The organism is Streptomyces sp. NPDC051243 (genome assembly GCF_044455405.1).
Taxonomy (GTDB): domain Bacteria; phylum Actinomycetota; class Actinomycetes; order Streptomycetales; family Streptomycetaceae; genus Streptomyces.
Genome location: NZ_JBITES010000002.1, coordinates 217190 through 229950, shown reverse-complemented (window position 1 = coordinate 229950; position 12761 = coordinate 217190). Strand labels below are relative to the sequence as shown.

Below are 12761 nucleotides of genomic sequence, written 5' to 3'. Positions count from 1 at the left end.
GCAAGAGAAGCCGTCGCCGACTCGTCACCGCGTACTACGAGTGCCCCAGGTCCTCCGACTCCCCGTCCGAAGCCACGGGCACCGACCCCGAATCCGCCGCCGGCCGCAACGGGAACGGATCCACCCGCGTCTCGTCGATCACCGGCGGAGCCGGACGCGGCGGCTTCGGCATGACCGCCGCCTCGGAGTGGCCTCCGCAGCCGTACGTCAGGGAGACCACCCGGCCGTCCGCCGGGGAGAACTCGTTCGCGCAGACGCCGAAGGCCTGGCCCAGGGAGCCGCCGATGGGGGCCAGGAAGCCGCAGGTGACGCAGGAGGCGGGGGCCGCCTGGGCCATGGGGGTCTTGGCGCCGTACGCCTCCTCCCAGCGATCCGCGGCGACGTGCAGGCCGTAGCGGGACAGGACGCGGGCGCGGCGCATGCCGAGTTCCTCGGCCACCGCCGCGATCGAGCCCCGGGAGGGGACGGCCGGCAGGTTCGCGGGGGTGCCCGCCGTGACCTCGGCGTCCTCCGCCTCCACCAGCTCCGCCATCTCGTGGGAGACGGGCGCGTTCGGCGCCGGCTCGTCCTCGCCGGTGTAGCCGGGTTCGAGGCGGAGATCCTCGGCGTCCGTGGGGAGCAGATCGCCCGGACCCATGTCGCCGGGGCGCAGGCGCTCGCTCCACGGCACCCACTCCGGCGCCAGCAGCGCGTCAGGACCCGGCAGCAGCACGACCTCGTCGAGGGTGACGACCTTCGCGCGGGACGCGCGGGCCACCGTCACCGCCCAGCGCCAGCCGCGGTACCCGAGCTCCTTGCACTCGAAGAAGTGCGTGACAACGCGGTCGCCCTCGGATACCAGACCCGCGTGCTCGCCCACGACGCCGGGCGCGGCGGCCTCCTCGGCGGCACTGCGGGCGAGGTCGACGGCCTCGGCGCACAGACGGTCGGGGGTGCGGCTTCGCGTTGTCGCTGCGCTCACGGGTATCGCTTCTCTCCTACGCCGTCTCTCGGGTGCGGCGCCTTGGGCGGTGGAACGGACGGAGCGGACCTGTGGGCCGCGTCGACGTCCGCGTCCGAATCGCGCTCGGGCGCACCTACGTCATCCATTGTGCGGGATGGCTGAGATACGCACGCTACCTGTTCGCGAGCGCTGGGCCTACACCGACGGTCCTACCGACGGCTCTTTCGCAACAACCGGCCGTCACAACCGGCGTCGCGGAATCGGTGCGGCAGACCTGAGAGTTGCCCTCCGGCGGCCTGGGAATCGCCCTTCCGCAGCCTCAGGCCTGGCCATGGCTTTCCCCCCATACGCGCCGTAACCGCACTACCCGCCCCCATCTCGGGGCACTATTGCGTCGTGGCAACCGCGAGGCCGCCGCAAGGTGCCACCGGTGTCGGTGGTGCCAAGGGCGGCCGGAGTCGAGGTGGCGGAACGGGCCGGATGGGCGGCTCCCTCCGCGCGGTCGGCCGTGCCCTGCACTTCCCGCTCACCGGCCCCGCCCGGGGCATCCGCAAGGCCACCCACGCGCAGGGCGCCGGCGAGTCCGGCCTCGGCAAGCTGATCGAGCTCCACGGGGTGAACGGCGCCGGGGACATGATGATCACCGTCGCCCTCGCCTCCACCGTGTTCTTCTCCGTCCCCACCGACGAGGCCCGTGGGCGCGTCGCGCTCTACCTCGGCATCACCATGGCGCCGTTCACGCTCCTCGCGCCCGTGATCGGCCCCCTCCTCGACCGCCTCCCGCACGGCCGCCGCGCCGCGATGGCCGGCGCGATGCTGGCGCGGGCGCTGCTCGCCCTGGTCCTGTCCAGCGCCGTCGTCAGCGGCGACCTGCAGCTCTATCCGGCCGCGCTCGGGGTGCTGGTCGCCTCGAAGGCGTACGGGGTCGTCAGAAGCGCTGTCGTGCCCCGGCTGCTCCCACCCCGCTTCTCCCTCGTGAAGGCCAATTCCCGGGTCACCCTCGGCGGGCTGCTCGCCACCGGCATCGCCGCCCCCGTGGGCGCGGGGCTGCAGGCGATCGGGCCGCGCTGGCCGCTCTACGGCGCCTTCGTGATCTTCATCGCCGGTACGTTCCTGTCGTTCTCCCTGCCGCACAAGGTCGACTCGGCCAAGGGCGAGGACACCGCGCTGCTCGCGGCCGACGAGCAGCACCTGCACGGGCCGCACCGCAAGCCGGTCAAGCGGCCCGGGCTGCGTACGGTCGGCATCGCGGTCACCCACGCCCTCGGCGCGAACGCCGCCCTGCGCTGTCTCTCCGGCTTCCTGATCTTCTTCCTCGCGTTCCTGCTGCGCGAGCACCCGATGTCCGGCCAGAGCGCCGCCGTGTCCCTGGGCATCGTGGCCGTCGCGGCCGGGGTCGGGAACGCGTGCGGAACGGCGGTGGGGGCGTGGCTGCGGTCCCGGGCGCCGGAGATCATCATCGTGACCGTCGTGGGGTTCGTGCTGGCCGTGGCGATCACGGCCGCCGTCTTCTTCGGCGCGGTGCTCGTGGCGTTCCTGGCGGCGGTCGCCGGGTTCGCGCAGGCGCTGGCCAAGCTGTCGCTGGACGCGCTGATCCAGCGGGACGTGCCGGAGCTGGTCCGTACGTCGGCGTTCGCGCGTTCCGAGACGCTGCTGCAGATGTCCTGGGTGCTCGGCGGCGCGATCGGCATCGTGCTGCCGCTGCAGGGCTCGTTCGGCCTGCTGGTCGGCTCGGCGATCGTCGCCACCGGCTGGCTGACCACCGTCAAGGGCCTGATCAGCTCGGCCCGGCACGGTGGGCACACCCGGCCACGGGTGGCGTGACGTACGGCACGCCGCCCCCCACATAGAGAGCGGGTCATCCAGGCCCGATAGCCTTCGCCCATGACCATGCAATCCGTTGTGCGACGCCGCCGCGCGCTCGCCGCCGCCGGCGCCGTTTCCGCCGGACTGCTCGTGCTGTCGGCCTGCGACAAGCCGACGCCGCTGGCCACCCTCACCGTCGGCACGTCCTCCGTCCACTCGGAGGCGACCTGCGGTGGCGAGGGCGAGGCCCTCAAGACCGAGGACCTGACGAAGTGCCTGAAGGACAAGGGCATCGAGTCCATCAAGGTCGACCCCGACGAGACCGTGCGCTTCGGTGTCGACCCGGAGATCGCGGACGAGGGCTGGACCATCCTCATGAACGGCCAGCCGCTCACCGACTCCAGCACCAAGACGTACCGCACGGTCCCGGGCAGCGTGTTCTTCAACGCCCAGTACGGCGCCAGCGGCGACTCGACGCTGGTGTCGATCAAGGAGGGCGAGCGGGACGTGACGGGCCTGTGGTCCTTCAAGCTGGAGAAGGACAGCTGATCGCTGCCGCCGGGCTTCGCGTGCTCGTGGCCACCGCGGTTCCCGCCGAGCGGGACGCGGTGGCGCGTGCGCTTGCTGGGGCCGCTGACGAAGGTCGGCTGTCCTCGAGGTCCGTCCAGCCGGTGCCCGGCGCCGCGGGCTGTCGTCCTGCGGAACGACTGCCCACAGCGGTGGCGGTCGACCTGCTCGCGGTCGGTGTGGGCCCCGCCCTCGCCGCCGCCTCCACGGCCACCGCCCTCACCACGGCCGCGCTCGACGGCGCCCCCTACGGCCTGGTCGTCTCGGCCGGCATCGCGGGCGGCTTCGCCCCCCATGCCCCTGTCGGCTCCCTCGTCGTCGCCGACGAGATCACGGCCGCCGATCTGGGCGCGGAGACCCCCGACGGCTTTCTGCCGGTCACCGAGCTGGGCTTCGGTGCCGTCACCCACCGTCCGCCGGAAGCACTCGTACGAGAGGTCGCGACCGCGACCGGCGCACGCCCCGGCGCCGTCCTGACCGTCTCCACCGTGACCGGCACCGCGGTCCGTGCCGCGCGGCTGCGTGAGCGCCACCCCACCGCGCTCGCCGAGGCCATGGAGGGCTTCGGCGTCGCCGAGGCCGCCGCGGCCCACCGCACGCCGGTGCTGGAGCTGCGCGCCGTCTCCAACCCCGTCGGCCCACGCGACCGCGCCGCCTGGCGCATCGGCGACGCGCTGGCCGCCCTGACGGAGGCCTTCGGGAAGCTCCCACCCCTCCTGGAGAGTTGGAACCCACATGACCACCGGTGAGCCGTTGCGGATCGCGTACTCCCCCTGCCCGAACGACACCTTCGTCTTCGAAGCCCTCGCCCACGGCCGCGTCCCCGGCGCCCCCGAGCTCGACGTCACCTTCGCCGACATCGACATCACCAACGGCATGGCCGAGCGCGGCGAGTTCGACGTACTGAAGGTGTCGTACGCCGTGCTGCCGTACGTCCTCGGCGAGTACGCCCTGCTGCCCTGCGGGGGCGCGCTGGGCCGGGGCTGCGGTCCGCTGGTGCTGACCCGGGAAGCGGGGCTCGACCTCACGGGCCGCACGGTCGCGGTGCCGAGCGAGAAGTCGACGGCGTATCTGCTGTTCCGCCTCTGGGCCGCCGACACCCTCCCCGCTGGTGTAGGCGAGATCGTGGTGCTGCCGTTCCACGAGATCATGCCCGCCGTGCGGGACGGGAAGGTCGACGCGGGGCTCGTCATCCACGAGGCGCGTTTCACGTACCAGAACTACGGGCTGCACAAGCTCGCGGACATGGGCGAGCACTGGGAGAACACCACCGGGCTGCCGATCCCGCTGGGCGCGATCATCGCCAAGAGGTCACTGGGCACGGCGGCGCTGACACGGCTCGCCGACGCGATCCGCACCTCGGTGCGCGCCGCCTGGGACGACCCCGAGGCCTCCCGCCCGTACGTCATGGACCACGCCCAGGAGATGGACCCGGCCGTCGCCGACCAGCACATCGGGCTGTACGTCAACGAGTTCACGCACGACCTCGGCGTGGACGGCTATGCGGCGGTCCGGGGGCTGCTGACACGCGCGGCGGCCGAGGGGCTGGTGCCGCCCCTCGGCCCGGATGCGCTGGATTTCCCGTAGTCGGCGGCTATACGTCCAACTGGTCGGCGACCGCCCGCAGCAGGCCGGCGATCTTCTTGCCGGAGGCCTTGTCGGGGTAGCGGCCCTTCTCGAGCATCGGCGTGATGTTCTCGAGGAGGGTCGTCAGGTCCTGCACGATCGACGCCAGCTCGTCCGGTTTCTTGCGCTGGGCGGCCGCGACGGACGGGGTCGGGTCGAGAATGGTGACCGAAAGCGCCTGGTCACCACGCTGACCGGCGACCACCCCGAACTCCACTCGCTGTCCCGGCTTGAGTGTGTCTACTCCGGCGGGGAGGACCGAGGAATGGACGAAGACGTCACCGCCGTCGTCGCGGGAGAGAAAGCCGAAGCCCTTCTCGCTGTTGAACCACTTGACCTTGCCGGTAGGCACGTCTGTCCTCGTCCTCGTACTCGTCGGAAAACTGCTTCGGAAAACGGCTCTTGATAGCACTACAGCGGGTCGACCATGACCCGCCGGTACCAAGGCTAATGGTCCCCGGGCGGGTGACAAGACGTCGCCCGGTTGTTCCCTCGCGCAGGGAACTACCCTGGTCCGGTGCGCGACAAAACCCAAACGAATTCCGCCGCTCCCGGTGACCGACTGATCCGTGCCGGTGCGGTCGTGTTCTTCATCGGTGCCGTGGCCACTCTGGTCACGGTGGCCCCGTTCCTGCTGGGCACGACGCCATTTCCGACGTACATGTTCGGACTGAGCATGCTGATGGGCGTCGGATTCCTCGTCGCCGGTGTCGGCGTGTTCCAGTCGATCGCGGCCGGGCGGCGTCAGGCGCGGGGCGCCTCGAGGTAGCCGGTCAGCCAGCCCGGGAACCCGGTCAGGTCCGTGAGGACCACGTCCGCGCCGAGTGCGCCCAGTTGCTCGGCGCTGAACGGCCCGGTGGCCACGGTGACCGAGAGCGTGCCGGCCGCGCGGGCCGCGCGCACGTCGCCCTCGTGGTCGCCGACGTAGACGGCCGCGTCGTGCTCCCGCAGGGCCGCCGCCTTCTGCTCGGCCCACAGGTTGCCGATGACCGCGTCGGGCTGGATGCCGAGGTGCTCCAGGTGCAGCTTGGCGTTCGGCTCGTACTTGGCGGTGACGACGATCGCACGACAGCCTGCGGCGCGTACGGCGGCGACGGCTTCGGCGGCGCCGGGGAGTGCGGGCGTCGCCGTGATGGCTATCGACGGGTACATCTCGCGGTACAGGTCGGCGATGGTCGCGATCTGCTCCGCCGGGAACCAGTTGATCAGTTCCTCTTCCAGCGGCGGCCCGAGGCGGGTGATCGCCAGGTCGGCGTCGATGTACGTTCCCGTGCGCTCGGACAGCGCCTGGTAGCAGGCGTGGATGCCGGGGCGGGAGTCGATGAGGGTCATGTCGAGGTCGAAGCCGACGGTCAGCGAAGGGGCCATATGGGCCATTGTGCCCAGGGGGCGGAAGGGCAGACGCCGGGTGGGTGTGATGTGCGCCTGGTGGCTCGGTCCGGTTCGTCGTGCGGCGACCGCGGGTGATGTGCGGTTTGTCGCGCCCACGCGGCCGAGCCGCAGGTCGATGCGGCCCCACGCTCCTAGGTGCGTTTCTGTGAGCGCCAGACGATGAACAGCGCCGATGCCACCGCCGCGCCCCTCAGCACCCACGGCCAGGTGTCGGCGATCGCCGCGTTCATCTGGCCCTCGGCGATCGGGTCGCCCCAGCGGCCGTTCGTGCGGCCCCACAGCCAGGTCACGCCCGCCGTGAGGGAGAAAGCGGGGATGATCACGACCGCCCACTTCGTCTCGGCGTCACTGAGCTTCCGGGAGGCCCAGGCGATGAGCCAGCCGAGGAGGAGGGCGATGAGGTTGCCGAGGATGGCGCCGGCGACCAGGAGGGCGGCGGCGAGCAGGAGGAGGGGGTTGCTCCAGCGGCCGGTGGGGAGGGTCGGGCGCGGGATGAGACGGCGACGGGTCTTCGCCGGAGGTTCCGGGTCCTCGGCCTTCTCGACGGCGGGCGTCTCCGGTTCCTCTGCGGGCTCCTTCTTCCGCAACGACGTCTCGTCCTTGGCGGGCGGTCGCCTGAGCATCTCCGGGATCTCCACGCCGCCGACGAATCCCGGGACGTCCTCGCCGGGGCCGAACGGGCTGCTGTCGACCCGCCACCAGTCGGGCTGGGTCGCGCTGCCGCCGAGGTCCGAGATGCCGGCGAGGTGGGGCGGCGGTGGGGCGTCGTCGGGCGTTGCCGGGGGCTCGGCGGGGCGGGGGCGGGGGACGATGCGGCGCAGGCCCTTGGGGCGTTCCCCGGCGTTCTCGGCGTCGCGTTTCTCCGGCTGTACGGGGACGGAGGCGACCGGTGCCTGTGGTGCGGGGGCGGCCTTGCCCCCGGCGGCCGCGACGACCTCGTCCGGGGTGCCGAGGCGGGCGATGATGCGGCGGACGGCGGCGGGGCTGTCGACCGGGGCCTTGGCTCGGCGCCGGTCGATCTCGCCGCGCAGCTCGGACACCAGCCGCATGCGGGTGGCCGACGGCAGCTGCCGCTGCTGGGCCACGTCGCCGACGCGGCTCAGATACTCGTAGACGACCTGGTCGCTCTCGATCCCCACGAAGTCCCCTCCGGGGTGGGTGCGTTGGATACCCCGTGGGACGACGTTAGCGCAGGACAGGGTGGACGGGACGGGTCATATCGGGGGGTGGGGGCGGTCATTGCGGCGGGTGGGACGGGTCATGTCGGCGGGTCGGGCGGTCATAGCGGCGGGTGGGACGGGTCATGTCGGCGGGTCGGGCGGTCATAGCGGCGGGTGGGACGGGTCATGTCGGCGGGCGGGTGGGGCAGTCATTGCGGCGGACGGGACGGGTCATGTCGGCGGGCGGGTGAGGCAGTCATTGCGGCGGACGGGACGGGTCATGTCGGCGGGCGGGTGAGGCAGTCATTGCGGCGGACACGACCGGCCATATCGCCGCGCGAGGCGGCCATAGCGGCGGACACGACCGGCCATGTCGGCGGGTGGCGCGGTCAGACCGGGCGGCACTCACCCGAGTTCTGTGCTTCCGAGCAGAGGCCGTGGCCGTGTTCGCGCAGGAGGTCGCGGCCGCTCTGCTGGGTGAGGAAGTTGAGGAAGGCGGCCGCGATCGAGCCGGCCGGTACCGGGCCGTAGGTGTAGGCGAACTCGGTCTGCCAGTAGGGATAGTTGGTGTCCTCGACGCCGTCCGCCGTCGATTCCTTGCCGTCGATCTTCAGCTTGACCAGCTTGCCGGCGGCCGGGTGGCCGTCGACTCCGGCGGCCTCGCTGTAGCCGATGGCACCGGGGGTCGAGGCGGTCCTGTCCAGCATGGCGTCGGTGCTGCCGACCTCGCAGCGGCCGTACTGATTCTCGCCGAGGGCCGCGCAGTCGGTCTCCGTGAACTGGGGCGGTTCCCTGCCGTCCAGGACCTTGGCGACCAGGGTTTTGCGGGTGCCCGAGCCGGGCTGGCGGTTGACCAGGTGGACGGGCACCTTGTTGCCGCCGACCTCGGACCAGTTCCGGACCCGGCCTGCGAAGATGTCGCGGATCTGCTCCAGCGTCAGGTTCTGTACGTTCGCGCCCTTGTTGACGACGATGGTGAACACGGAGAAGGCGACGGGCTTGGGTATCAGGTTGGGGTGACCGTCCTCGGCGAGGCCGTCGGTGAAGGCGATGTGGTCGCCGAGGCCCTCGCCGACCTGGATCCCGGCGTCCCGGCCGGCATCGTCCAGGTCGGTGACCCCGTCGGTGCTGCCCGTGAAGGTGTCCTCCGCGAGAGGGATGCGCACATCCGCCCCCTCGCACCTCTTGAGGTAGTCGCGGGCCGCGGCCTCGACGGCGGGCGCGAACGCGGTGGAGCCGTGCAGGTGCAGGGTGCCGCCGACGCAGTCCAGCGGGGGCCGCCGGTCCTCGCGGAGGAACAGCGTGAAGCCGGCCTGGACGACGACGGCCGCGATCAGGATCCACATGGCCCACCAGGCGGGCCGGGAGGCGAAGACATGGCTCTCGGTCCTGGTCGCCTTCAGCCGCAGGAACCGCACCAGCGGGTCGTACCAGCGGTCGTGCCCGTCGGTGCCCTGGACGTCCGGGTCCGGGAAGGGCTCTTTGCCGTCGTCCTCGGGCCAGCGTTCCAGCACGACGAGCACCTTGTACTCGGCCCCTCGGGGCAGCGTCACCTTCGGCAGCCGGATGGTGCCCGTGCGGTCCCGGGCGTTGTTGTTGCGGCGGAAGCCGGGCTTGGCGACGACGCGGACGTTGTCGCCCTCCGTCACCTCCTCGAAGAAGAAGTCACGCAGCGCGTTGTTGCTCGGATCGGTGAGGACCACGGCCGCGACCCGGCGGTTGCGGAAGGTGACCTTGATGCCGTACGGGTCGGAGGGATCGGCCAGATAGTCCTCGGAGACGATCTTGGCGGATCCGGCGTTCTCGATGCGCAGCAGGACGAACGAGGGGTCCTTGAGCCGGTGGCCGTCGTGCCGCATGTCCCCCAGCACATCGGCGTACGGCTTGTCGGCCGCGTCCGCGGCCAGGGTGTCCATCTGCACGCGGTATCCGAGCCGCTTGCGGCCGACGATGGCGAACTCCCACAGGAACGCCGCCACCGGGAACGCGAGACTCAGGATCGCGATCCACTGCTCGACCTGTTCGCTCACCGCCGGGCCCCCGAATCCCCTTGAGCCGTGAAGTAGTTGACAGGGTGCCCAGGGTGACCAGTGGGTGCGGGGTGTTGCCAGTGGCGCCGGATTCCTCCGGACGATGTTCATCCGAGGGTCATTTGTGAAACGTTCTGTTCGCCCGTCGGACGGCGTTCCGGGCGGACGACGCACCCCCTGCCCCGCTGCCCACCCGCTAACGTGGGCAGGATGAGCGACCCGGCTACACCGCCCCGTTCCCTCGCGGAGGCTCTCCGCGCGCGGGACGACGCCTCGCTGGCCGTACTCCTGCGCAGCCGGCCCGACCTCATCACGCCCGTCCCGACCGACCTCACCCAGCTGGCGACCCGCGCCGGCACCCGGGCCTCCGTCGTGCGCGCGCTGGAGCGGCTGGACCGTTTCGCGCTGCAGACGGCGGAGGCGCTGGCCGTGGCGGCGGACCCGGCGACGTACGACGAACTGCTCGGCCTGATGACCGGCGACGCGGGCGACCCGGCCGTGGCCGGCGCCCTGCCGCACGCCCTGGGAACCCTGCGCGACCAGGCCCTGGTGTGGGGCGGCGACGACCGGCTGCGCCTCGTCCGCACGGTCCGCGAACTGCTGGCGCCGACGCCGCAGCATCCGTCACCGACCGGGCTCGGGCCGACCGTGCAGGAGGCCACCTCCGGCATGTCCCCGGGCCGTATCCAGGAGATCGTCACGACGGCCGGGCTGCCCTCGACGCACGACGCCGTGTCCGCCGTGGCCTCGCTCACCGCCCTGTTCACCGACCGGCGGCGCATGAATGCCCTGCTCGCCGACGCCCCGGAGGAGTCCCTGGAGGTCCTGGCCCGCCTCGTCTGGGGGCCGCCGTACGGGCAGGTCACCGCCGACCCGGCGCCCCGCCTGCGCTGGCTCCTGGACCGCGGCCTCCTCCTGCCCACGACGCCCGGCACGGTCGTACTCCCCCGCGAGGTGGCCCTGCACCTGCGCGCGGGCCGGGCGCACCGCGCCACCGAGCCGCTGCCGCCGCCCGTCGAGGCGGCCTCGACGCACAGTCCACAGGTTGTGGACGCGACGGCGGCCGGACAGGCCTACACGGCGCTGGCGACCGTCGAGGAACTCCTCAAGGACTGGGACGAGGGCGGGCCGGCCGTGCTGCGGGCCGGCGGGCTGAGCGTGCGCGACCTCAAGCGGACCGCCGTCGCCCTCGACGTGCCCGAGCCCGTCGCCGCCTTCTGGGTCGAGCTGGCCTACGCCGCCGGACTGCTGGCCTCCGACGGCGAGGCCGACGAGCGGTACGCGGCGACGCCCGCCTACGACGAGTGGCTGGACCAGCCCCCCGCCCAGCGCTGGGCCCGGCTGGCGCAGGCGTGGCTGACGGCGACGCGCACGGCCGGGCTGGTCGGCGGGCGGGACGCGAAGGAGCGCACGCTGTCCACGCTGGGCCCGGGCCTCGACCGCTCCGCCGCGCCGGAGGTACGGCACCGGGTGCTGACCCTGCTCGCCGGCCTGCCGCAGGGCCAGTCCCCGTCCGCCGAGTCGGTGCTGGCGCGGCTGCGCTGGGAGCGGCCGCTGCGCGGCCCTCAGCAGGACGACGACCTGCGCGGCAGGCTGGCCCGGTGGGCGCTGAGCGAGGCGGAGCTGCTGGGGGTGACCGGGCGGGGCGCGCTGTCGGGGCACGGTCGGGCGTTGCTGGGGGCGTCGGCGACGACTGCGACCGAGCGGGATGGGGCGGGCCGGGGCGGGGGCCCGTCGGCCACGGGCCCATCGGCGCCGACCCGCGATGCCGGCCCTTCGGCGCCGATGCGCGACGCCGGCCCTTCGGCCACGCGTCCTTCGGCGGCAAGCGGCGACGCCGACTCCTCGGCGCCGGCCCGGCCCGCCGACGCCCCCGCAGGCCCCGGCGACAAGCTCCCGATCCATCACGAGCACTCCCGCCCCGCCGCTTCCCCCGAGCCCCTCTCCCCCACCGAGCAGGCCGTCGCCACCGCTGCCGCCGCCCGCCTGCTCGCCCCGCTGCTGCCCGAGCCGCTCGACCACGTCCTGCTCCAGGCCGACCTCACGGCCGTGGCGCCGGGGCCGCTGCGGCGGCCGCTCGCCGACATGCTGGACGTGCTCGCGGACGTGGAGTCGAAGGGCGGGGCGACGGTGTACCGGTTCACGCCGGGCTCGGTGCGCCGTGCCTTGGACGCCGGGCGCAGCGCCTCCGATCTGCACGCCTTCCTCGCCGAGCACTCGCGGACGCCGGTGCCGCAGCCGCTGGCGTATCTGATCGACGACGTGGCCCGTAAGCACGGGCATCTGCGGGTGGGCGCCGCCTCGGCGTACGTCCGCTGCGACGACGACGCGATGCTGAACGAGATCCTCGCCGACAAGCGGGCGGCCGGCCTGCGCCTGCGCCGCCTCGCGCCGACGGTGCTCGCCGCCCAGGCCGATCCGGCCACGCTGCTGGAGGGCCTGCGCGCGATGGGTTTCGCGCCGGCCGCCGAGTCGGCCGAGGGCGACGTCCTGATCACCCGCGCCGACGCCCACCGCACCCCGCCGCGCACGGCACCCGAACCGGTCCCGGACGGCCCGCCGACGCCGGACGCCACGCTGCTGGCGGCCGCGATCCGCGCCATCCGGGCGGGCGACGTCGCCTCCACGACACCGCGCAAGCCCAGCGCGAGCGCGGCCCCGGTGACCGGCGGTGCGCTGCCCCGGACCACCTCCGCCGAGACCCTCGCCACCATGCAGGCCGCCGTCCTGACCGGCGAGGCGCTGTGGATCGGGTACGTCAACGCCGAGGGCGCCGCGAGTCAGCGGGTGATCGCCCCGGTGCGCGTCGAGGGCGGGTTCGTGACGGCGTACGACCACACCGCGGACGAGGTGCGGACGTATCCGTTGCACCGGATCACGGGAGTGGCGGAGCTGGCGGACGACCAGATCTGAGGTGCCACCCGTTCGGGCGTACGCGGCGTTTCATGCACGCCACGCCGGGCTCTTCCCACTGTTGAGGGAGCTTGCGGGGACCTCCGCATCGCCTCGCGCGGCGCAGGGCAGCCACCGGATGTCCTGATCGCGCTCAAGTGAGCGAAACAGAGAGGTAGTTGTCCCATGCGCACTGCGCGCCGCATCGCCACCGTGCTGACCGCCACCGCCACCATGATCGGAGCCTTCGCCACCCAGGCGGCCGCGGTCGTCATCGACGCAGCCGGGTTCGTCCTCGAGACTCCGGCGATCTGACCCTCCGTCCACGCGTCGGGCCGGACCCGT

At 72.8% G+C, this 12761-nt stretch carries 12 protein-coding genes; 7 read left to right on the top strand and 5 right to left on the bottom strand.

Annotated elements, in window-relative coordinates; genetic code table 11:
* Window positions 1-34: 34 nt before the first annotated feature.
* The gene (locus ACIBAG_RS04935; RefSeq protein ID WP_399101036.1) at window positions 35-961 is read right to left on the bottom strand and encodes a DUF3027 domain-containing protein; all 927 of its coding nucleotides are present in this window, start codon (window positions 959-961) and stop codon (window positions 35-37) included.
* A 378-nt stretch (window positions 962-1339) separates the two neighbouring features.
* On the opposite strand from ACIBAG_RS04935, the gene ACIBAG_RS04930 reads away from it, so the two are divergent.
* From ACIBAG_RS04930 to ACIBAG_RS04915, 4 genes are read left to right on the top strand one after another with little or no spacing between them, the layout of a single operon-like run.
* On the top strand, window positions 1340-2767 hold the full coding sequence (locus ACIBAG_RS04930; RefSeq protein ID WP_399101034.1) for an MFS transporter: 1428 nt from the start codon (window positions 1340-1342) through the stop codon (window positions 2765-2767).
* Window positions 2768-2827: 60 nt separating this feature from the next.
* Window positions 2828-3298, top strand: coding sequence for a DUF2771 domain-containing protein (locus ACIBAG_RS04925; protein ID WP_399101032.1), 471 nt, complete (start codon window positions 2828-2830; stop codon window positions 3296-3298).
* A gap of 26 nt (window positions 3299-3324) precedes the next feature.
* On the top strand, window positions 3325-4065 hold the full coding sequence (locus ACIBAG_RS04920) for a futalosine hydrolase (protein ID WP_399101030.1): 741 nt from the start codon (window positions 3325-3327) through the stop codon (window positions 4063-4065).
* Window positions 4052-4903, top strand: coding sequence for a 1,4-dihydroxy-6-naphthoate synthase (locus ACIBAG_RS04915; RefSeq protein ID WP_399101028.1), 852 nt, complete (start codon window positions 4052-4054; stop codon window positions 4901-4903). The genes ACIBAG_RS04920 and ACIBAG_RS04915 overlap by 14 nt, the downstream gene beginning before the upstream one ends.
* 7 nt (window positions 4904-4910) lie before the next feature.
* On the opposite strand, the gene ACIBAG_RS04910 is transcribed toward ACIBAG_RS04915, so the two are convergent.
* Window positions 4911-5294 carry a cold-shock protein gene (locus tag ACIBAG_RS04910; RefSeq protein ID WP_399101025.1) on the bottom strand — a complete coding sequence of 128 codons (384 nt, stop codon included), beginning with the start codon at window positions 5292-5294 and terminating at the stop codon, window positions 4911-4913.
* A gap of 165 nt (window positions 5295-5459) precedes the next feature.
* Here ACIBAG_RS04910 and ACIBAG_RS04905 point away from each other — a divergent pair, with 165 nt between their 5' ends.
* Window positions 5460-5711, top strand: coding sequence for a hypothetical protein (locus ACIBAG_RS04905; protein WP_031478858.1), 252 nt, complete (start codon window positions 5460-5462; stop codon window positions 5709-5711).
* Here the strand turns inward: ACIBAG_RS04905 and ACIBAG_RS04900 are convergent.
* The 3 genes from ACIBAG_RS04900 to ACIBAG_RS04890 all read right to left on the bottom strand — a co-directional run bounded on the left by ACIBAG_RS04900 (window position 5687) and on the right by ACIBAG_RS04890 (window position 9524).
* The gene (locus ACIBAG_RS04900) at window positions 5687-6319 is read right to left on the bottom strand and encodes an HAD family hydrolase (RefSeq protein WP_399101022.1); all 633 of its coding nucleotides are present in this window, start codon (window positions 6317-6319) and stop codon (window positions 5687-5689) included. The genes ACIBAG_RS04905 and ACIBAG_RS04900 overlap by 25 nt on opposite strands.
* 146 nt (window positions 6320-6465) lie before the next feature.
* Window positions 6466-7473, bottom strand: coding sequence for a hypothetical protein (locus ACIBAG_RS04895; protein WP_399101020.1), 1008 nt, complete (start codon window positions 7471-7473; stop codon window positions 6466-6468).
* A 410-nt stretch (window positions 7474-7883) separates the two neighbouring features.
* Complete coding sequence (locus ACIBAG_RS04890; RefSeq protein WP_399101018.1) at window positions 7884-9524, bottom strand: substrate-binding domain-containing protein; 1641 nt, start codon at window positions 9522-9524, stop codon at window positions 7884-7886.
* 210 nt (window positions 9525-9734) lie between these two features.
* Between ACIBAG_RS04890 and ACIBAG_RS04885 the strand changes: the two genes are divergently transcribed.
* Entirely contained in the window at window positions 9735-12437 is a 2703-nt protein-coding gene (locus tag ACIBAG_RS04885; protein ID WP_399101016.1) for a helicase-associated domain-containing protein, read from the top strand.
* Between the two features lie 165 nt (window positions 12438-12602).
* On the top strand, window positions 12603-12731 hold the full coding sequence (locus tag ACIBAG_RS04880) for a hypothetical protein (protein ID WP_399101014.1): 129 nt from the start codon (window positions 12603-12605) through the stop codon (window positions 12729-12731).
* The last annotated feature ends 30 nt before the right edge of the window (window positions 12732-12761 follow it).

Excerpts from the sequence above, each read along its gene's own strand:
- ACIBAG_RS04925 (WP_399101032.1), top strand. The coding sequence starts at position 2,828 with ATGACCATGCAATCCGTTGTGCGACGCCGCCGCGCGCTCGCCGCCGCC.
- ACIBAG_RS04915 (WP_399101028.1), top strand. The coding sequence starts at position 4,052 with ATGACCACCGGTGAGCCGTTGCGGATCGCGTACTCCCCCTGCCCGAAC.
- ACIBAG_RS04900 (WP_399101022.1), bottom strand. The coding sequence starts at position 6,319 with ATGGCCCATATGGCCCCTTCGCTGACCGTCGGCTTCGACCTCGACATG.
- ACIBAG_RS04885 (WP_399101016.1), top strand. The coding sequence starts at position 9,735 with ATGAGCGACCCGGCTACACCGCCCCGTTCCCTCGCGGAGGCTCTCCGC.
- ACIBAG_RS04880 (WP_399101014.1), top strand. The coding sequence starts at position 12,603 with ATGCGCACTGCGCGCCGCATCGCCACCGTGCTGACCGCCACCGCCACC.